The sequence below is a fragment of the Microbacterium sp. EB106-03-03-XG65 genome, assembly GCF_058791955.1.
The window spans coordinates 2,643,924-2,663,324 of the sequence record NZ_JBYTEB010000001.1; the positions used below are offsets into that span (position 1 = coordinate 2,643,924).

Genomic DNA, 19,401 nt, shown 5'->3' on the forward strand with positions numbered 1-19,401 from the left:
CGGGCTCCTAGTCGATCGTGACGTAGTCAGGGCCGGAGTAGTGGCCGGTGGTGAGCTTCTGGCGCTGCAGCAGCACATCGTTGAGCAGGCTCGAGGCGCCGAAGCGGAAGAGGTGTGGCTGGAGCCATTCCTCGCCCACGGTCTCGGCGACCGTGACGAGGTACTTCACGGCGTCCTTCGAAGAACGGATGCCGCCGGCGGGCTTCACGCCGATGCGCTCCCCCGTGCCGCGGTACCAGTCGCGAACCGTCTCGAGCATGAGCAGCGTGGTGGGCAGCGTCGCCGCCGGCTGCACCTTTCCGGTGGACGTCTTGATGAAGTCGCCTCCGGCGAGGATGCCGAGCCACGATGCACGCTTGATGTTGTCGTAGGTGTTCAGTTCGCCGGTCTCGAGAATCACCTTGAGAGAGGCAGACGACCCATCCGCACGGCGGCACGCCTCCTTCACCTGTGCGATCTGGTCGTACACGAGTCCATAGCGGCCCGAGAGGAAGGCTCCTCGATCGATGACCATGTCGATCTCATCTGCGCCCGCGGCGACCGCTTCGGCGGTGTCGGCCAGCTTGATGGCCAGAGATGACCGCCCGCTCGGGAACGCGGTGGCGACCGCTGCGACCGAGATGAGTCCGTCGTCCGGGTCGCCGTGCAGAGCGCCGAGGGCGTCGACGGCGTCGCCGACCATGTCGCCGTACACGCAGACGGCAGCGACCTTCGGGGTCGACGGGTCCGCGGCGTCCGGGTTCTTGGCCTTGGCGACGAGCGAGCGCACCTTGCCGGGTGTGTCGGAACCCTCGAGCGTGGTGAGGTCGATCAGTCTGATGATCGTGTCGAGTGCCCAGGCCTTCGACGTGGTCTTGATCGAACGCGTGCCGAGGCCGGCAGCGCGCTGCTCGAGACCCGTGGCATCGACGCCGGGGAGTCCGTGCAGGAACCGGCGGAGAGTGGCGTCATCCGGCTCACCGCCGAGAACGTCCACCGCCGATCTGCGGCTGAGTTCTTGAGTCGTCATCGTTCCTCCAACAATGCTCGTGCTGTGTTCTCATCTGTCACCAACACGCTGCACAGGCCGCTGGTCACGACCGTGCGCGCGATGTCATGCTTCGCGTCGCCGGCTGTCACGAAGACAGCTCGACTCGCACCTCGAAGGCGTCCGAGGTCCACCCCGACGGTCCGCGCATCGAGCTGCGGGTCGACGATGTTGCCGTCGGCATCGATATAGCGTCCGAGGACATCGCCCACGGCACCGCGGCGGGCGAGTTCCTCGACGTCCGACGCCGACAGATAGCCGTTCTCGACGTGCGCGGAGCTGGCATCGCACGGCCCCGCCGTGAAGAGGAAGGCCTGCGCTTCGGCTGCCTCTTCGAGCACAGCCGCGACGGTGCGGTCCGACTCGATCGCCTGCTTGGTCTCGACACGTTCGAGGATCGCGGGACTCGGAAGCAGCGATACCTGACCCGAGGCACGCTGAGCGATCGTGACCGCGAGTCCCGCGGCGCCGCCGGACCGCCGGTTCAGGCTCACTCCCCCGTTCAGCTGCACCACCGTGACCCCGGTGGCCCACCCGTCGGGCAGCGCCTCGGCCACAGCCCGCAACGTTCGCCCCCAGCTCACTCCGAGCGTTCGAGGCACGGGGCGCATCGCGGTGAGGTAGTCGGCTGCCGCCTGGGCGACGCGCTCGAGCGTGCCGTCGTCGCCGTCGGGCGCGGGCACGACGACCGCGGCGGCGAGGCCGTGCAGATCGACGAGCTGGCGCTCGAGTCCGAGCCGACGTGCACGGGGATGGATGATCTCGATCCGCACGATTCCACGCTCACGCGCCTGGATCAGCAGTCGACCGACCTTCCACCGGGAGAGCCCCAGAAGCGCTCCGATCTCGTCCTGCGTCTTCTCCTCGTCGTAGTACAACTCGGCGACGCGGACCATCGTCAGCTCTTCGTCCACAGCATCCTCCTCTGTCCCCAGGATACGCGCCTCCCGGCTTTCGCGCACGCATCCGCTCATATGAGCAGCGCAGCGAGACCATCCGCACATCTGCCGGAAACGCAGAAAGGACGCCGACCCGAGGGTCGACGTCCTTTCTGAACCGAGCGCCTAGGCGCGCTTGCGCGAGGTCAGCACCTGGTCGACGATGCCGTACTCCAGCGCCTCGGCAGCCGAGAGGATCTTGTCGCGATCGATGTCGCGGTTCACCTGCTCGACGGGCTTGCCGGTGTGGCGCGCCATCGTCTCTTCGAGCCACGTGCGCATGCGGAGGATCTCCGCCGCCTGGATCTCGATGTCGGATGCCTGGCCGTGACCGGCCTCGCCCATGGCCGGCTGGTGCATGAGCACACGGGCGTTGGGCAGGGCCAGGCGCTTGCCCGGGTGGCCGCCGGCGAGCAGGACAGATGCAGCCGAAGCCGCCTGGCCGAGCACCACGGTCTGGATCTGCGGGGCGACGTACTGCATCGTGTCGTAGATCGCCGTCATCGCGGTGAACGAGCCACCGGGCGAGTTGATGTACATCGTGATGTCGCGCTCGGAGTCCTGGCTCTCGAGAACGAGGAGCTGCGCCATCACGTCGTCAGCCGACGCGTCGTCGACCTGGACGCCGAGGAAGATCACGCGATCTTCGAACAGCTTGTTGTAGGGGTCCTGGCGCTTGAAGCCGTATGCCGTGCGCTCCTCGAACTGAGGCAGCACGTAGCGGCTGGAGGGAAGGTCGCCGGCAGAGCGGAAGGTGGGTGCGTACATGAGAGTCCTTTCGCTTTCCGTTACTTGATGTCCTGGTCGGTTCCGCCGCCACCGATGACGTCGGTGGCCGAGTCGCGGATGTGATCGACGAAGCCGTACTCGAGCGCCTCGTCGGCGGTGAACCAGCGGTCGCGGTCGCCGTCTTCGTTGATCTGCTCGACCGACTTGCCGGTCTGAGCGGCCGTGATCTCGGCGAGGCGGTTCTTCATCGACGTGATCAGCTGCGCCTGCGTCTGGATGTCGCTCGACGTTCCGCCGAAGCCACCGTGCGGCTGGTGCAGCAGCACCCGGGCGTTGGGCGTGATGTAGCGCTTGCCCTTGGTGCCCGCGGTCAGCAGCAGCTGACCCATCGACGCGGCCATGCCGATCCCGACCGTGACGATGTCGTTCGGAACGAACTGCATCGTGTCATAGATCGCCATGCCCGCGGTGATCGATCCACCGGGCGAGTTGATGTAGAGGTAGATGTCCTTCTCGGAGTCCTCTGCGGCGAGAAGGAGGATCTTCGCGCAGATCTCGTTCGCATTGTCGTCGCGCACCTCCGATCCCAGCCAGATGATGCGGTCCTTCAACAGTCGGTCGAAGACGCTCGTAGCGAGGAGGGGTTCTGCAGCCATGTCAGCTCCTGATTCCGTGTTTCAGTGATTCGAATCTACCGGCGACAACGCAGCGCTCAGGCCGTGTTCGCCGTCGGCATATCAGCCGTCGAGTTCGGCGATCTCGTGGGCGTAGGCAGTCATCGAGCGGTGGTACCGGGGCAGGTGCGGCACGAGTGCGAGCAGCGCGACCGAGAGGCCCTGCGCCGGGCGCCCCGCGCTCGCGAGGATCAGCGCGTGCACCGTCGCGACGGCGTCCCGGTAGGGGCCGTCGCCCGACACCTCCTCCTCCGCGCGGATCACGGCGAGGGCATCGTCGTACTCTCCGAGGTTGCGCAGCGAGCTCGCCAGCTGGATGACGCACTGGGGACGATGCTCGTCGTCGAGACCCAGTGCGAGAGCGCGTCTGTACAGCTCCACCGCCTCGGCGGGCCGCCCCGCGGAGTCCCGCGCACCGGCGCGTTCGAACTCGGCGCGCGCATCGTCACTCCCCCGCTCGGCGGCGAGAGCGTCGATCCTCGCGATCGTGTCGTCCCCGACCTCTTCACCGGTCGCGTCGTCCCACACCTCGTCGACGCGCTCTTCCCAGGTCTTCATGGTCTCCTCGGTCATCTGCTCACTCCATTCACGAGAAAGGGGCGGATGCCGCAGCATCCGCCCCTCTCATCGAGATCGTGTTCGATCACTCAGCCTTGTCGGCTGCCTTCTTGGCCGGAGCCTTCTTGGCAGCCGGCTTCTTCGCGGCGGGCTTCTCAGCCGCCTCGGCGTCGTCGGCCTTCTTCGCAGCGGCCTTCTTCGCAGCCGGCTTCTTCGCGGGCTTCTCGTCAGCAGCAGCCTCGGACTCAGCCTCGACCTCGTCATCCGTCACGACGAAGTCCGACAGATCGACGGTCTTGCCGTTCGTGTCGACGACCTTGACCTTGCCGAGCGCGATCGCGAGAGCCTTGTTACGGGCGACCTCGCCGACGAGCGCCGGCAGCTGGTTCGAGGACTGCAGCGCCTCGACGAACTCCTGCGGCGCCATGCCGTACTGCGACGCCGACTGGATGAGGTACTGCGAGAGCTCCTCCTGCGAGACCTGCACGTCAGCCTGCTCCGCGATCGTGTCGAGCAGAACCTGCGTGCGGAACTGCTTCTCGCTCGCTTCGGTCACCTCTGCGCGGTGCACGTCGTCTTCGAGACGGTTCTCGCCCTCGAGGTGGTTGTGCACCTCGTCTTCGATGAGCTGCGGCGGGACCGGGATCTCGATCTGCTCGAGCAGCGTCTCGACGAGCTTGTCGCGCGCGGCCGACCCCTGCGTGAAGACGCCCTGCTGGGCGACGCGCTCGGCGAGGCTCGCGCGAAGCTCGGCGATCGTGTCGAACTCGCTGGCGATCTGCGCGAAGTCATCGTCGGCCTCGGGGAGCTCGCGCTCCTTGACTGCCTTGACGCTGACCGAGACCTCGGCCTCGGAGCCGGCGTGGTCGCCGCCCACGAGAGCGGAACGGAACGTCGTGTCCTCCCCTGCGGTGAGCGACTCGATCGCGTCGTCGATGCCCTCGAGCAGCTCGCCCGAGCCGACCTCGTACGAAACGCCCTCGGCACGGTCGATCTCGGCGCCGTCGATCGTGGCGACGAGGTCGAGCTCGACGAAGTCGCCCTTGGCCGCGGGACGGTCGACGGGAACGAGCGTGCCGAACCGGGCACGGAGCTTCTCGATCTCCTCATCGAGTGCGGCCTCGTCGGCCTCGACGGCGTCGACCGTCAGGGTGATGCCGTCGTATGCCGGGACCTCGATCTCGGGACGGACGTCCACCTCGATGTCGACGAGCAGATCGCCCGAGAAGTCCTTCTCGTTCGGCCACTGCGTGATCTCTGCGGCCGGACGGCCGACGATGCGCAGCTTGTGCTCGGCAGATGCCTCGCGGAAGAACTTGTCGAGGCCCTCGTTGACCGCGTGCTCGATGACGGCGCCGCGTCCGATGCGCTGATCGATGATCGGGGCCGGGACCTTGCCCTTGCGGAAGCCGGGGATCTGGACGTCCTGAGCGATGTGCTCGTAGGCGTGCGAGATGCTGGGCTTGAGGTCGTCAGGGGTGACCGTGATGCTGAGCTTGACCCGGGTCGGGGTGAGCTTCTCGACGGTGCTGTTCGCCATGCTGGTGTGTTCTCCTTGTGGTTTCCGCGCTGAATCGCGGCTGTCAGGCCGTTCGAGCCGTGTCGGGGCGACAGGAGTTGAACCTGCGACCTCCCGCTCCCAAAGCGGGCGCTCTACCAAACTGAGCTACGCCCCGGGGAATCTGCACGCAGATTCAGCCCCACCGAGTCTAACGGACATGAGCACCTCCGAGAGTCCGCTATGATCGTTGAGTCGGCACAGTTCCTCACGGAACGTCGCCGCAGTGGGGCTGTAGCTTAGTGGTAAAGCCTCTGTCTTCCAAACAGATGATGCGAGTTCGATTCTCGTCAGCCCCTCCACAGGAAAGGCCCCCGCGATGCGGGGGCCTTTCGTTTTCCCGAGGATTTGGCCGATCGGTGACTAGTGTGGTGACGACGTAGCGTCGACTGAACAGCCGCGCAGTATTCCACGTACGCAGGCGCCCGCGGAGGTCCCCTCGCATGACCACTTCTGGAGACGTGACGAGTTCCGCTCGCGGTGAGCACGCGCTCCCTGCGCACTTCTCCAGCACGCGGATCGGCGCAGAGACTGCCCGCAGACCGCGGACGCCGCTCTTACTGGGTGCGGTTGCCACGCTCGTCGCAGTGGTGGCCGTCGGAGCGCTGCAGCTCACGGCGAGTCTCGGCTACGACGAGGCACGTGGGGAGTTCGACACCGCCCTGGCCGAGACCTCCCGCACGAGTGACTCCGTGCGACAGGAGCTCGCTGCGCTCGCTTCGACGGCCGCGATCGCGGCTCAGCTCGCACAGGCCGACACCGGCGTTCTGGCGGACCCCGCCACCAGGGAAGCCGTGTCGCTTGCAGTGACGGATGCCGAGGACACCGCCGGCCCGGCACAGGATCTCGTCGATCAGCGGCTCCCGATCGCCGGATCGAAGCCCGCTGCGTTCTGGGAGCTGTTCGCAGTGCGCAGCCAGCTCATCGATCACACCCGCGGTCTCGAGGGCCTCGCCGATGCGCTCGACGATGCGGCGCCGTCGGTGGGAGCCGCCCAGACCGGTGTGAGCGACGCGGGACTCTCGCTTCTCGCCTCCGCGGCCGAGGCCGTGCCCGCTTTCGAGGCCGCGCATCTGTCCGCGAAGAACGACGCCGTGATCGCGCTGCGAGATGCGGCTGCAGCAGCATCCGCCGCGACCCTTCTCGACGACTCCACGCCCGCCGCGCTGACCACCTTGCAGGATGCTGCTGCCCAGGTGGTGGCGACCGAACAGGTCGAGCTCGCCGAGAAGGCAGGTCCGCTGCAGGGGGCGAGGCTCGAGATCGAGGCCTTCGCGCGCTCCCTGGCTCCCGGCGTGCTGCTCGAGTTCGACTGGAATCAGATCGTCAACAACGCCGGGTACAACGGCAGCATGGGGGGCCTCACGCGCTGGTGGTGGGACGATCCCGACCGAGCGTCGATAGAGCTGTCGAATTCTGTGGCCGAGCAGTGGCCGGACGAACGCAGCAAGGCCCTGGTCGCGCACGAGGTCGGCCATGCGATCAGTGTGAAGTGCGAAGACATGTACGACTCGTCGACTCAGGACAGCATCGAGAAGTGGGCGACCGCATGGGCGATCAGCATGGGCTTCACCGACGACGCCAACGGGGTCTGGGCCTATGGATACCCGCCGCAGTCCTACATCGACGCCGCATACGGGTGCCGCTGAGTCGACGCCTGACACAGAAGAGGCCGCTGCGATCCAATCGCAGCGGCCTCTTCTCCGTCACATCGAGGTCACTGCCCTCGACGCTCGCGCAGCTGGGTCAGAGCGTCTTCGAGGAGCTGTACGGCTTCCTCGTCGGTACGACGTTCTTTCACATAGGCGAGGTGGGTCTTGTACGGCTCGGTCTTCGCGAGCGCAGGAGGATTCTCCTTGTCGCGACCGGCCGGGAGTCCCGACTGCGGGTGGTCGATCGTCTCGGGGATCTCCTCCTCGGGGAGCCCCGCGGCGAAGTAGCGGACCGTCTCGTTGCCGAGGCCGTCCCAGTACGAGACCGCGATGCGGTCTGCGTGGTAGCCGTGGTCCTGCTCGCCCATGGGGCCGGAACCCACTCGGGTTCCTCGGATCGCGTTGCCGCCGGTAGCCATCAGATCACCTCGAACTTCGTGATGAGACCGAGCGCCACGATCGACACGAACCACGCGAGAGCGAGGATCACCGTGAAGCGATTGAGATTGCGCTCAGCGAGGCCCGACGAGCCGACAGCCGACGTCATTCCCCCACCGAACATGTCGGACAGGCCGCCGCCGCGACCCTTGTGGAGGAGGATGAGGAGAGTCAGCAGGACGCTGGTTATACCCAGCACCACCTGCAGGACGAACTCGAGAATTTCCACGAGGAAGAGCCTTTCGCTGGGGCAGGATTGCCCCGGTAACGGTCAAGTATACGGTGCGGCGGGGCCTCAGCCCCGCCGCACACTCATACGCCGACGTGCTTCTCGAAGCGGATGATCGCGGCGAACTCGTCGACCACGAGGCTTGCGCCTCCGACGAGTGCACCATCGACATCAGGCTCACGCATGAAGCTGGCGATGTTGGCCGCCTTGACCGATCCGCCGTACAGGATCCGGGTGCGCGCCGCAGCGTCGTCACCGAGGACCTTGGCGATCACCGCGCGCAACGCGGCGCAGACATCCTGCGCCTGCTGGGGCGTCGCCGCCTGGCCCGAGCCGATGGCCCAGACCGGCTCGTACGCCACCACGATGTCGGCATCCTTTGACAGCCCCTGCAGGGCAGTCTCGAGCTGGCCCGAGGGCACCGCGCTGGCGCCGAACTTCTCGAGGTCCTCGGCCGTCTCACCGACGCAGATGACCGGCGAGAGGCCGTGCTTCAGAGCCGCCTTCGTCTTGGCCGCCACGACCTCGTCCGATTCCGCGTGGTACTCGCGACGCTCGGAGTGACCGATGATCACGTACTTCGCGTCGAGCTTCGCGAGGAATGCGCCCGAGATCTCACCGGTGTAGGCACCCGAATCGTGAGCCGAGAGGTCCTGCGCGCCGAGGGCGAACGGGATCTTGTCGGCGTCGATCAGCGTCTGCACGCTGCGGATGTCGGTGAAGGGCGGGAAGACCGCGACCTCGACCGAGCCGTCCTCGTGCTTGGCGTCCTTGAGCGTCCAGTGCAGCTTCTGCACGAAGGCGACCGCCTGCAGGTGGTCGAGATTCATCTTCCAGTTTCCCGCGATCAGCGGGGTACGGGTGTTCACACCCATCCGAGCACCTCCAGGCCGGGTAGTTTCTTGCCCTCGAGGAACTCGAGGCTGGCGCCGCCACCGGTCGAGATATGACCGAACTGATCGTCGGTGAAGCCGAGCTGGCGCACCGCAGCAGCCGAGTCACCGCCGCCGACGACGCTGAGTCCGTCGACCTCGGTGAGCGCCTGAGCGACGGCCTTGGTTCCGCCGGCGAAGGCGGGGAACTCGAACACGCCCATCGGACCATTCCAGAACACCGTCTTCGATCCGCGGATGACGTCCGCGAACCGAGCAGCCGTCTCCGGGCCGATGTCCAGACCGATGCCGGAGGAGCCGAATGCAGTGCTCTCGATGGCATCGGCGGCGGTGACCTCGTGCTCCGCATCAGCGGAGAACGAGGATGCGACGACGACATCGGTCGGGAGCACGAGCTCCACACCGCGCTTCTCGGCCTCGGCGATGTAGCCGCGAACCGTCTCGAGCTGGTCTTCTTCGAGGAGGCTGGATGCCACCGCGTGGCCCTGCGCCTTCAGGAACGTGAACAGCATGCCGCCGCCGACGAGGATGCGATCCACGCGCGGCAGCAGATGCGAGATGACCCCGAGCTTGTCGCTGACCTTCGAACCGCCGAGCACGACCGCGTAGGGGCGCTCGGGGTTCTCGGTGAGACGGTCGAGCACGTCGAGCTCGGCTGCGATGAGCAGACCGGCAGCCGACGGCAGCAGCTCGGCGAGGTCGTAGACACTCGCCTGCTTGCGGTGCACGACACCGAAGCCGTCGGAGACGAGGACGTCTCCGAGCTCTGCGAGCTGAGCCGCGAAGGCGCCGCGCTCGGCGTCGTCCTTCGAGGTCTCCCCCGGGTTGAACCGCAGGTTCTCGATGACGACGATGCCGCCGTCCTCCAGCGAGGCCACGGCTTCCTGCGCCGACTCGCCCACGGTGTCGCGAGCGAACGCGACCGGCGTGCCGAGCAGCTCGGACAGACGCTGGGCGACCGGCGCGAGGCTGTACTGCGGGTCGGGCGCACCGTCAGGGCGGCCGAGGTGCGAGCACACGACCACGCGGGCGCCCGCGTTGATCAGTGCGTTGAGGGTCGGCAACGAGGCGCGGACACGGCCATCGTCCGTGATGATCCCATCCCGCAAGGGGACGTTGAGATCACAACGGACGATGACGCGCTTGCCCTCGAGCGAACCCAGTGATTCCAGGGTGCGCAGAGTCATGGGAGGTGTCTCAGAGACGCTCTGCCACGTACTCGGTCAGGTCGACGAGGCGGTTGGAGTAACCCCACTCGTTGTCGTACCAGCTGGAGACCTTGACCAGGTTGCCGCTGACGTTGGTCAGCGTGGCGTCGAAGATCGACGAGTGCGGGTTGTGCACGATGTCGCTCGAGACGATCTGGTCTTCGTTGTACTGCAGGAAGCCGGCGAGGCGACCGTCGGCAGCAGCCTTCTTGTAGGCCTCGTTGACCTCGTCGACCGTGAGGTTCTCGCGGTCGGTGATCAGCGTGAGGTCGACGATCGAGCCGGTGGGAACCGGGACGCGGTACGACGAGCCGCTCAGCTTGCCCTGGAGCTCGGGCAGAACCTCGCCGATCGCCTTGGCTGCGCCGGTCGACGCCGGGGTGATGTTGATCGCGGCAGCGCGTGCACGACGGAGGTCGCTGTGCGGGCCGTCCTGCAGGTTCTGGTCCGCCGTGTAGGCGTGTGCAGTCATCATGAAGCCGCGGTCGATGCCGAACGCGTCGTTGAAGACCTGCGCCAGCGGGGCCAGGCAGTTGGTCGTGCAGGAGGCGTTGGAGATGATGTGATCCGTCTCCGGGTTGTACGTGTCCTCGTTCACGCCCATGACGAACGTGCCGTCGACGCCCGTGCCCGGAGCCGAGATGAGGACCTTCTTGGCCCCTGCCTCGATGTGCTTCTTGGCAAGCTCTGCCTTGGTGAAGAACCCGGTCGACTCGATGACGATGTCGACACCCAGCTCGCCCCACGGCAGGCCGGCGGGGTCGCGCTCCGCGAACGCCTTGATGGCCTTGCCGTTGACCGTGATGCTCTCGTCGTCGTAGCTGATGTCAGCGTCGAGAACGCCGCCCACCGAGTCGTACTTCAGAAGGTGGGCAAGGGTCTTGTTGTCGGTGAGGTCGTTGACAGCGACGATCTCGATGTCAGCTCCCTGCGCGAGAGCCGCGCGGAAGTAGTTGCGTCCGATACGGCCGAAGCCGTTGATACCGATCTTGACAGACACTCAGGTCTCCCTGTTTCTCGTGCGCTGTGCGCAGCAATCGTGCGTGCGCGGTGCGCGGGGGTTTTTGGCTGAGATGGCGTCCCGACGAGACCCTGCCCGTCGGGACGCGACCCGATTACGACAGTACCAGCAGGCCGTTCGTCTTCTCGCGGGCGACCTCGAAGCGCTGGGCGACGTTCTCCCAGTTGGCGATGTTCCATGCGGCCTTCACATAGTCGGCCTTGACGTTGAGGTAGTCGAGGTAGAAGGCGTGCTCCCACATGTCGAGCTGGAACAGCGGGACGGTGCCCTGCGCCGTGTTCGACTGCTGGTCGAAGAGCTGCTGGATGATCAGGCGCTGGCCGATCGAGTCCCAGCTGAGGACAGACCATCCGGAGCCCTGGATTCCGAGGGCGTTCGCGGTGAAGTGCGCCTGGAACTTCTCGAACGAGCCGAAGAACTCGTCGATGGCTGCCTTGAGCTCGCCCTCGGGCTGTCCGCCGCCGGTCGGCGAGAGGTTCGTCCAGAAGATGGAGTGGTTGACGTGACCGCCGAGGTTGAACGCGAGGTCCTTCTCGAGCTTGTTCACGTTCGCCAGGTTGCCGCTGTCGCGCGCCTCGGCGAGCTGCTCGAGGGCGGTGTTGGCGCCGGCGACGTAGGTCGCGTGGTGCTTGTCATGGTGCAGCTCCATGATCTTGCCGCTGATGTGCGGCTCGAGGGCTGCGAAGTCGTAGGGAAGGTCGGGGAGCGTATAGGTCGCCATGTCGCTTTCATCCAATCCGCGCCGCGCCGCGGCGCCTGCCGATCCTCCGCGCCACCGAAGTGCGGTGCGGAGCGGACGTAACTCATCCTAGTGACGACAACGCATCGTCACCCCTGATCCTTCCCCCAGATGACGAAGCGAGGCGACCCCTTGACAGGGGCCGCCTCGCTCCGTTCTCCGATGTGTCAGACGTCGAGCCCGGCCGGGACCGCGGCCTCGGTCCCGGGGATCCCGTCCTGCTGCGCGCGCTTGTCGGCCATCGCCAGGAGGCGGCGGATGCGACCAGCGACCGCGTCTTTCGTCATGGGCGGATCCGCATGGTGTCCGAGCTCGTCGAGGCTTGCATCTCGGTGTGCGAGGCGCAGCTCACCGGCCACCTTGAGGTGGTCGGGTACGTCATCCGCAAGGATCTCGAGGGCGCGCTCGACGCGCGCGCACGCGGCGACAGCGGCCTGCGCGGACCGACGGAGGTTCGCGTCATCGAAGTTCACGAGACGGTTGACGCCGGCGCGCACCTCGCGGCGCTGCCGCATCTCCTCCCAGGCGACCGCGGTCTTCTGCGCGCCCATCTCGCTCAGCACCGTGCGGATCGCCTCACCTTCGCGCACGACGACTCGCGGCATGCCACGCACCTCGCGAGCCTTGGCCGCGACGCCCAGACGATGTGCGGCGCCGACGAGCGCCATCGCCGCCTCGGATGTCGGGCAGGAGACCTCGAGCATCGCGGAGCGACCCGGCTCACTGAGGGTGCCGGCGGCGAGGAACGCCCCCCGCCACAGACCCGCGATCTCGGCTCGGGATCCCGTTGTGAGACGGTTGGGGAGGCCGCGCACGGGCCGTCGGCGCTGATCGAGCAGCCCTGTCTGACGAGCGAGAGTCTCGCCTGCTGCGATCACCCTGACCGCCCATCGCGCACCGTCGTTCGCACTGCTCGACTGCACCTGAGCGATCTCCGGACGGACGCCGTAGATCTCGGCCAGGTCGCGGGCAACCCGCTGGGCGAGCACTTCGGCATCCACCTCGGCCTCGACGGCGACCCGGCCGGCGATCGAGTGCAGCCCACCGGCGAACCGGAGGATCGATGTGACCTCCGCGACGCGCACCGTGGGGGGTGCATTGCGGATGCTGACAAGCTCAGCCTTGACGTCGGTGGTTAGTGCCACGACACTCCTTCACGCTCACGCGCCGGATCGCGACGCAAACCTCCAGCTTACTCGGACGGACGCCGGTCTCACTCCCGGCCGAGGTCCCGGTGCCGCACGTTGACGGCCACACCGGGCACGGCGGCCAGGCGGCGCGCCAGCTCCTCGGCCATCGCGACGGAACGGTGTTTGCCGCCCGTGCATCCGATCGCGACAGTGGAATGGCTCTTGTTCTCGCGCTGGTATCCCTCGAGCACCGGCGTCAGCGCCGCCGCGTACGCGTCGAGGAACTCGGCGGCACCCTGACGGGACAGCACGTACTCGCGCACCCGCTCGTCCTTCCCGGTGAGTCCGCGCAGCTCTTCGTTCCAGAACGGGTTCGGGAGGAACCGCATGTCTGCGACGAGGTCGACATCGGTGGGCAGACCGTACTTGAAACCGAAGCTCATCAGGGTCACCCGGTGTCGGGCCGCGCCCTCCTCGGCGAACAGCTCGGACACCTGAGTGGCGAGCTGGTGGATGTTGAGTGACGAGGTGTCGATCACGAGATCGGCGGCCTCGCGAATGGGGGCGAGCTTCGACCGCTCGACGCGGATGCCGTCGAGCAGCGTACCGTCGTCCTGCAGGGGGTGCGGCCGGCGAACCGCTTCGAAGCGTCGGACGAGCACGTCATCGGACGCGTCGAGGAAGAGGACGCGGATGGCGCCGCGAGAGCGCAGTGCGCGAGTCACACCGGGAAAGTCGTCGAACAGGTTGCGTCCGCGAACATCGACCACCGCAGCGATCTTCGGCAGCGACGTGCCGCCCATGTCGGTGAGGTCGAGCAGCGGGCGAAGAATCTGCGGAGGCAGATTGTCGACGACGTACCAGCCGAGATCCTCGAGTGCGTTGGCGACCGTCGTGCGTCCTGCGCCCGACATGCCCGTGACGATGAGGAACTCGCCTTTGTCCCCGTCAGCCATGGTTGCTCCTTCTCCCCCGCCGACCTCAAGCCTAGCGACTGCGCGCTATCGCGTGGACAGGTGCCCGTGGATGTTCCGTGCGAGCACGGGACCGATGCCGGGCACCTGCTCGATCTCGCCGGGATCGGCGGCCTTGAGGGCAGTGACCGAACCGAAGTGCTTGAGCAGCACCTTGATTCGCGAGGCTCCCAGCCCGGGGACCTCGGCGAGGACCGTCGTGATGCCTCCCTTGCGACGCTTGCGCTGGTGTGTGATGGCGAACCTGTGCGCCTCGTCGCGAAGCCGCTGCAGCAGGTACAGCGATTCGCTCGTGCGAGGGAGGATCACCGGGAAGTCTTCGCCTGGCAGCCAGATCTCCTCCAACCGCTTCGCGATGCCGCAGACGGCGATCTCGGTGTGACCCGCATCGCGGAGTGCGCGAGCGGCGGCCTCGACCTGGGGTTGGCCACCGTCGACCAGCAGCAGCTGCGGCGGGTACGCGAATCGCGGCTTGCGCTTGACCTCGCCGACGACCTCCTCGGAGAGGGCTCCTTCTGCGAGCTGCTCCTCGGGCGTCGTCTCTTCGGGGCGGTCGAGGTAGGCGAGCCGTCGACGCAGCACCTGATACATCGAATCGGTGTCGTCGGTGGTCTCGGGGATGTTGAAGGAGCGGTACTGGTCTTTTCGCGGGAGTCCGTCTTCGAACACCACCATCGAGGCCACGACATTGGTGCCACCGAGGTGCGAGATGTCGAAGCACTCGATCCGCAGCGGCGCTTCGCTCATCCCCAGCGCATCCTGAAGGTCGGTCAGCGCCTGAGTTCGCGCGACGTAGTCGCTCGTGCGACGTGTCTTGTAGCGGATCAGGGCCTGTTGTGCGTTGAGTGTCGCGGTGCGCATGAGGTCGGCGCGCTGGCCGCGCTGCGCGACGGCGATCTCGACCTTCTTGCCCCTCCGCTCCCTCAGCCAGAGCTCGAGCTCGGCGGCGTCGTCGGGAAGCGACGGCACGAGGATGCGTCTCGGCACATCCTGCGCGTCGCCGTAGGCACGCTGGAGCACCTGGTCGACGAGGTCGGCGGTCGAGATGTCGATCTCCTTCTCGATCGTCATCGCACGGACACCGCGCACGCGTCCGCCGCGGATCACGAAGTGCTGCACGGCGGCGGCGAGTTCGTCCTCCGCGATGCCGAACAGATCCGCGTCTTCGTCGGGCGCCAGCACCAGCGCGCTCTTTCCCAGCACGGCTTCGATCGCGCCGAGCTTGTCGCGATACTTCGCGGCGGCCTCGTAGTCCATCGCCGCAGAGGCCGCGAGCATGCGCTTGGTCAACTCACGTGTGAAGCGTTCGTCTCCGCCCGCCATGAATGCGACGAAGTCGTCGGCCATCGCCCGGTGCTCTTCGATCGACACCGTCATCGAGCAGGGACCGCCGCACTTGCCGATCTGACCGGGGAAGCATGGCCTGCCGGTCGCCATCGCACGCTTGTAGCTGGAGTCGCTGCACGTGCGGATGGGGAACGCCTTGACCATCAGGTCGATCGTCTCGTGCACGGCCCAGACCTTGGGGTATGGGCCGAAGTACCGTGCACCGGGGATCTTGCGGTTTCGCGTGACGATCACCCGTGGCGCTTCGTCGCCGAGCGTGACCGCCATGAAGGGGTACGACTTGTCGTCCTTATAGCGGACGTTGAACGGCGGATCGAATTCCTTGATCCACATGTACTCGAGCTGCAGGGAGTCGACGTCGGTCGGCACGACCGTCCACTCCACCGACGACGCGGTCGTGACCATGCGCCGGGTGCGCTCGTGCAGGGTGCGCAGTGGAGCGAAGTAGTTCGACAGCCGCTGCCGAAGGTTCTTGGCCTTGCCCACGTAGAGCACGCGCCCGTCGGCGTCCCTGAATCTGTACACACCGGGATTGGTCGGTATCTCACCTGCCCTCGGCTTATACGGGAGAACGTCGGCCATCAGCTGGCCTTCCGCGCAGAGCGCCCCTCATCCAGGATCTCGGCGAGGAACTGACCGGTGTGGCTCTCCTCGACTCGGGCGATCTGCTCAGGAGTTCCGATGGCGAGGATCTCACCACCACCCGAGCCGCCCTCGGGGCCGAGGTCGATCACCCAGTCTGCCGACTTGATCACGTCGAGGTTGTGCTCGATGACGATGACCGTGTTGCCCTTGTCGACGAGTCCGTTCAGCACCTCGAGGAGCTTGCGCACATCTTCGAAGTGCAGACCGGTGGTCGGTTCGTCGAGCACGTAGATGCTCCGGCCGTTGCTGCGGCGCTGGAGCTCGGTGGCGAGCTTGACCCGCTGGGCCTCGCCGCCCGACAGGGTCGTCGCAGACTGGCCCAGGCGGACGTATCCGAGGCCGACGTCGACCAGTGTCTTCATGTAGCGGTGGATGGCCTGGATCGGCTCGAAGAACTCCGCGGCCTCGGCGATCGGCATCTCGAGCACTTCGGCGATGTTCTTGCCCTTGTAGTGCACCGCGAGGGTATCGCGGTTGTAGCGCTTGCCGTGACAGACCTCACAGTCGACGTACACGTCCGGCAGGAAGTTCATCTCGATCTTGATCGTGCCGTCACCCGAGCATGCGTCGCAGCGCCCGCCCTTGACGTTGAAGCTGAACCGACCCGGCTGGTAGCCGCGCACCTTCGCCTCGGGAGTCTCGCTGAACAGCGAGCGGATCCTGTCGAAGACGCCGGTGTATGTCGCCGGGTTGGACCGCGGGGTGCGGCCGATCGGAGCCTGGTCGACGTGCACCACCTTGTCGAGGTTGTCGAGACCAGAGACGCGAGTGTGCTTTCCGGGCACCGTGCGTGCACCGTTGAGACGGGAGGCGAGCACCTGATACAGGATGTCGTTGACGAGAGAGGACTTGCCCGAGCCGCTGACCCCTGTCACGGCCGTCAGCACACCGAGCGGGAAGTCGACGCTCACATTCTTGAGGTTGTTCTCGCGGGCCCCGACGACGCTGATCTTGCGCTTCTTGTCGAGCTTGCGGCGCTTCGCGGGAGTCGGGATCTCGCGGGCGCCGGAGAGGTACTCGCCCGTCATGGAATCGGGCTCGTTCAGCAGGGCCGAATAAGGCCCCGAGTGCACGACCTCGCCCCCGTTGACGCCGGCTCCGGGTCCGATGTCGACGACCCAGTCAGCCGCCTCGATCGTCTCTTCGTCGTGCTCGACGACGATGAGCGTGTTGCCGAGGTCACGCAGCTTCAACAGCGTGTCGATGAGACGCCTGTTGTCGCGCTGGTGGAGTCCGATCGAGGGCTCGTCAAGCACGTAGAGCACGCCGGTGAGGCCTGAACCGATCTGCGTGGCGAGGCGGATTCGCTGCGCTTCGCCGCCGGAGAGCGAACCGGCCGAGCGGCTGAGGTTGAGGTAGGAGAGGCCGACCTGCAGCAGGAAGTCAAGCCGCAGACGGATCTCGCGCAACACCTGGGCCGCGATCTTCGCCTCGCGATCGGTGAGAGTGAGCGTCTCCATGAACGAGCGCGCGTCGGCGAGGCTCAGGTGCGACACCTCGGCGATCGAATGCCCGTGCACCTGCACCGCGAGCACCTCGGGCTTGAGCCGGTTGCCATCGCACACCGGGCACGGCACCTCGCGGAGGTACTCGCCCCAGCGCGCACGCTGCGTGTCGGACTCGGCCTGCGCGTACTGCCGCTCGATGTACGGGACGACGCCCTCGAAGCCGGAGGCGTAGCGCATCTCACGCCCGTACCGGTTCTTGAACTTCACGGTGACCTTGTAGTTGTCGCCGCGGAGGATCGCGTCCTGCACGTCGACCCTGAGGTCCTGCCACGGGGTGTCGAGCGAGAACTTCAGATCGGCGGCCAGTCCCTCGAGCAGACGCTCGTAGTACTGGAAGAGTCCCTTGCCCTGGGTCGTCCAGGGGATGATCGCTCCCTCTCGGATCGAGAGCTCTTCGTCGCCGAGCATCAGATCGACGTCGACCGACATGCGTGTGCCGAGTCCCGAGCATGCAGGGCAGGCACCGAACGGCGCGTTGAACGAGAACGTGCGCGGCTCGATCTCGGTGAGCGAGAGTGCGTGACCGTTCGGGCAGGCGAGCTTCTCGGAGAACGACTGCCAGGCGTCGTCGCCTTCTTCATCGACGAAGTTCACCTGCACGACGCCACCGGCCAGCCCCAGCGCGGTCTCGACCGAATCGGTGACGCGACCGAGGATGTCGTCAGCCGCCACGAGACGGTCGACGACGACCGCGATGTCGTGCTTGTAGCTCTTCTTGAGCGTGGGCGGCTCGGCGAGCTGGATCAGGTCACCGTCGACGATCGCCCGCGAGTACCCCTTGGCCCCGAGCTCGCGGAAGAGGTCGACGAACTCGCCCTTCTTCTGCGACACGATGGGCGCGACGATCTGGTAGCGGGTGCGCTCCGGCAGCTCCATGAGCTGGTCGGCGATCTGCTGCACGGTCTGACGCTGGATGCGCTCACCGCACTCGGGGCAGTGCGGGATGCCGATGCGAGCCCAGAGCAGGCGCATGTAGTCGTAGATCTCGGTGATCGTGCCGACCGTCGACCGCGGGTTGCGGTTGGTCGACTTCTGGTCGATCGACACGGCAGGGCTCAGCCCCTCGATGAAGTCGACGTCCGGCCGGTCGACCTGGCCGAGGAACTGGCGCGCATAGGCGCTCAGCGACTCGACGTAGCGACGCTGCCCTTCAGCGAAGATCGTGTCGAACGCGAGGCTGGACTTTCCCGATCCGGACAGGCCGGTGAACACGACGAGCGAGTCGCGGGGGATGTCGATGTCGACGTTCTTGAGATTGTGGACGCGGGCACCGCGAACACTGAGTTTTCCTGGGGTTGCAACCGGGACGATAGGCACTGATCAAGTCTACGAGGGGCCACGGACATTGGCTCCGTGAGGGCTCCCAGGGAAGGGATCCCGTGCCGTCGCAGGACTCACTCCGCGACTGAGCGCCGCCCGGAGAACGCCGACAGTCCGTCTCGAAGCGCCGCGATCTGCTGGAGGTCCATCCCCACCGTCTCCATGACCTGACGCGGAACCGCGAGTGCGCGTTCGCGGAGTGCCCGCCCGGCGTCCGTGAGTGTGATGTCCAGGCGCCTTTCGTCCTCGACGCTCCGCTGCCTGGCGACCAACCCCTCGGCTTCGAGGCGTTTCACCAACGGCGATGCCGTGGCCGGATCGAGCGCGAGATCGGCCGCGAGGTCGTTCAGCGGCCTGGGTGCCCTCTCCCACAGCGCCAGCATCACCAGGTACTGCGGATGGGTGAGCCCCAGCGGCTCCAGAATCGGCCGATAGATCGCCACGACGTTTCGGGCGGCGGTCACCAGCGCGAAGCAGAGTTGATTGTCGAGTTTGAGCAGATCATCGGAAACCGTCACGGAGTCGACTATACAACTGCCCTAATGATTAGTACACTAATGAACATGGCACATTCCGGTGACCGTCCCCCTCTTCGCACCCGCATCCGAGAGGCCGGCGGCCTCTACTCCTGGATCAACACGAATCTGATCCGCTTCGCCGGGCCCGCGTCGGTCGGCCCCTACGAGAAGACGCCCGCGCCGAGTCCCGCCGAGCGCGCGGAGCGTGCATGCCCGCTCTGCGGAGCGCCGATGAGCGAGCACGAGATCGACCGATCGGGACCGAAGACCCTCGTCCACTGCCCCTGAGGCTCGA

19 protein-coding genes and 2 tRNA genes are annotated in these 19,401 nt (G+C 66.5%); 3 read left to right on the top strand and 18 right to left on the bottom strand.

The annotated features are described in order from the left end of the window. Positions 1-7: 7 nt before the first annotated feature. The 7 genes from deoC to AC3WS6_RS12525 all read right to left on the bottom strand — a co-directional run bounded on the left by deoC (position 8) and on the right by AC3WS6_RS12525 (position 5,602). Positions 8-1,009 (bottom strand): deoxyribose-phosphate aldolase, encoded by a 1,002-nt coding sequence (gene deoC, locus AC3WS6_RS12495; protein ID WP_492501315.1) that lies wholly within the window; start codon positions 1,007-1,009, stop codon positions 8-10. Next, entirely contained in the window at positions 1,006-1,941 is a 936-nt protein-coding gene (locus AC3WS6_RS12500; RefSeq protein WP_492501316.1) for a sugar-binding transcriptional regulator, read from the bottom strand. Before AC3WS6_RS12500 ends, deoC begins: the two co-directional genes overlap by 4 nt. A 150-nt stretch (positions 1,942-2,091) precedes the next feature. Continuing rightward, the gene (locus tag AC3WS6_RS12505; protein WP_492501317.1) at positions 2,092-2,733 is read right to left on the bottom strand and encodes an ATP-dependent Clp protease proteolytic subunit; all 642 of its coding nucleotides are present in this window, start codon (positions 2,731-2,733) and stop codon (positions 2,092-2,094) included. 20 nt (positions 2,734-2,753) lie between these two features. Next, positions 2,754-3,350: an ATP-dependent Clp protease proteolytic subunit gene (locus AC3WS6_RS12510; RefSeq protein ID WP_053096644.1), complete on the bottom strand. Its 597-nt coding sequence runs from the start codon at positions 3,348-3,350 to the stop codon at positions 2,754-2,756. A gap of 81 nt (positions 3,351-3,431) precedes the next feature. Next, positions 3,432-3,941, bottom strand: a complete 510-nt coding sequence (locus AC3WS6_RS12515; RefSeq protein ID WP_328823964.1) for a tetratricopeptide repeat protein — start codon at positions 3,939-3,941, stop codon at positions 3,432-3,434. Between the two features lie 70 nt (positions 3,942-4,011). Further along, positions 4,012-5,466: a trigger factor gene (gene tig / locus AC3WS6_RS12520; RefSeq protein WP_492501318.1), complete on the bottom strand. Its 1,455-nt coding sequence runs from the start codon at positions 5,464-5,466 to the stop codon at positions 4,012-4,014. A 62-nt stretch (positions 5,467-5,528) separates the two neighbouring features. After that, positions 5,529-5,602: transfer RNA gene (locus AC3WS6_RS12525), tRNA-Pro, on the bottom strand. 110 nt (positions 5,603-5,712) lie between these two features. Here AC3WS6_RS12525 and AC3WS6_RS12530 point away from each other — a divergent pair. Next, positions 5,713-5,786 (top strand) — tRNA-Gly (locus tag AC3WS6_RS12530). Between the two features lie 141 nt (positions 5,787-5,927). Beyond that, positions 5,928-7,133 (top strand): hypothetical protein, encoded by a 1,206-nt coding sequence (locus tag AC3WS6_RS12535; protein WP_492501319.1) that lies wholly within the window; start codon positions 5,928-5,930, stop codon positions 7,131-7,133. Between the two features lie 68 nt (positions 7,134-7,201). Here the strand turns inward: AC3WS6_RS12535 and AC3WS6_RS12540 are convergent, their stop codons facing one another. The 11 genes from AC3WS6_RS12540 to AC3WS6_RS12590 form a co-directional block, all read right to left on the bottom strand. After that, on the bottom strand, positions 7,202-7,555 hold the full coding sequence (locus AC3WS6_RS12540) for an RNA polymerase-binding protein RbpA (protein WP_194763385.1): 354 nt from the start codon (positions 7,553-7,555) through the stop codon (positions 7,202-7,204). Next, positions 7,555-7,803 carry a preprotein translocase subunit SecG gene (gene secG, locus AC3WS6_RS12545; protein ID WP_053096652.1) on the bottom strand — a complete coding sequence of 83 codons (249 nt, stop codon included), beginning with the start codon at positions 7,801-7,803 and terminating at the stop codon, positions 7,555-7,557. The genes AC3WS6_RS12540 and secG overlap by 1 nt, the downstream gene beginning before the upstream one ends. An 83-nt stretch (positions 7,804-7,886) precedes the next feature. Further along, positions 7,887-8,678, bottom strand: a complete 792-nt coding sequence (gene tpiA / locus AC3WS6_RS12550; protein ID WP_492501320.1) for a triose-phosphate isomerase — start codon at positions 8,676-8,678, stop codon at positions 7,887-7,889. Next, positions 8,669-9,883 (bottom strand): phosphoglycerate kinase, encoded by a 1,215-nt coding sequence (locus AC3WS6_RS12555; protein WP_492501321.1) that lies wholly within the window; start codon positions 9,881-9,883, stop codon positions 8,669-8,671. The genes tpiA and AC3WS6_RS12555 overlap by 10 nt, the downstream gene beginning before the upstream one ends. A gap of 10 nt (positions 9,884-9,893) precedes the next feature. Then, positions 9,894-10,904, bottom strand: a complete 1,011-nt coding sequence (gap, locus tag AC3WS6_RS12560) for a type I glyceraldehyde-3-phosphate dehydrogenase (protein WP_201470075.1) — start codon at positions 10,902-10,904, stop codon at positions 9,894-9,896. Between the two features lie 115 nt (positions 10,905-11,019). Continuing rightward, entirely contained in the window at positions 11,020-11,646 is a 627-nt protein-coding gene (locus AC3WS6_RS12565; protein WP_042540783.1) for a superoxide dismutase, read from the bottom strand. 185 nt (positions 11,647-11,831) lie between these two features. Further along, the gene (gene whiA, locus AC3WS6_RS12570; RefSeq protein ID WP_492501322.1) at positions 11,832-12,809 is read right to left on the bottom strand and encodes a DNA-binding protein WhiA; all 978 of its coding nucleotides are present in this window, start codon (positions 12,807-12,809) and stop codon (positions 11,832-11,834) included. Positions 12,810-12,877: 68 nt separating this feature from the next. Then, positions 12,878-13,750, bottom strand: coding sequence for an RNase adapter RapZ (gene rapZ / locus AC3WS6_RS12575; protein WP_492501323.1), 873 nt, complete (start codon positions 13,748-13,750; stop codon positions 12,878-12,880). Between the two features lie 45 nt (positions 13,751-13,795). Continuing rightward, positions 13,796-15,697 carry an excinuclease ABC subunit UvrC gene (gene uvrC / locus AC3WS6_RS12580; protein ID WP_492501324.1) on the bottom strand — a complete coding sequence of 634 codons (1,902 nt, stop codon included), beginning with the start codon at positions 15,695-15,697 and terminating at the stop codon, positions 13,796-13,798. Continuing rightward, positions 15,697-18,585 carry an excinuclease ABC subunit UvrA gene (uvrA, locus tag AC3WS6_RS12585; RefSeq protein WP_492501325.1) on the bottom strand — a complete coding sequence of 963 codons (2,889 nt, stop codon included), beginning with the start codon at positions 18,583-18,585 and terminating at the stop codon, positions 15,697-15,699. Before uvrA ends, uvrC begins: the two co-directional genes overlap by 1 nt. Positions 18,586-18,662: 77 nt before the next feature. After that, entirely contained in the window at positions 18,663-19,106 is a 444-nt protein-coding gene (locus AC3WS6_RS12590; RefSeq protein WP_492501326.1) for a MarR family winged helix-turn-helix transcriptional regulator, read from the bottom strand. A gap of 45 nt (positions 19,107-19,151) precedes the next feature. On the opposite strand from AC3WS6_RS12590, the gene AC3WS6_RS12595 reads away from it, so the two are divergent. Then, on the top strand, positions 19,152-19,394 hold the full coding sequence (locus tag AC3WS6_RS12595) for a hypothetical protein (protein WP_201470081.1): 243 nt from the start codon (positions 19,152-19,154) through the stop codon (positions 19,392-19,394). The last annotated feature ends 7 nt before the right edge of the window (positions 19,395-19,401 follow it).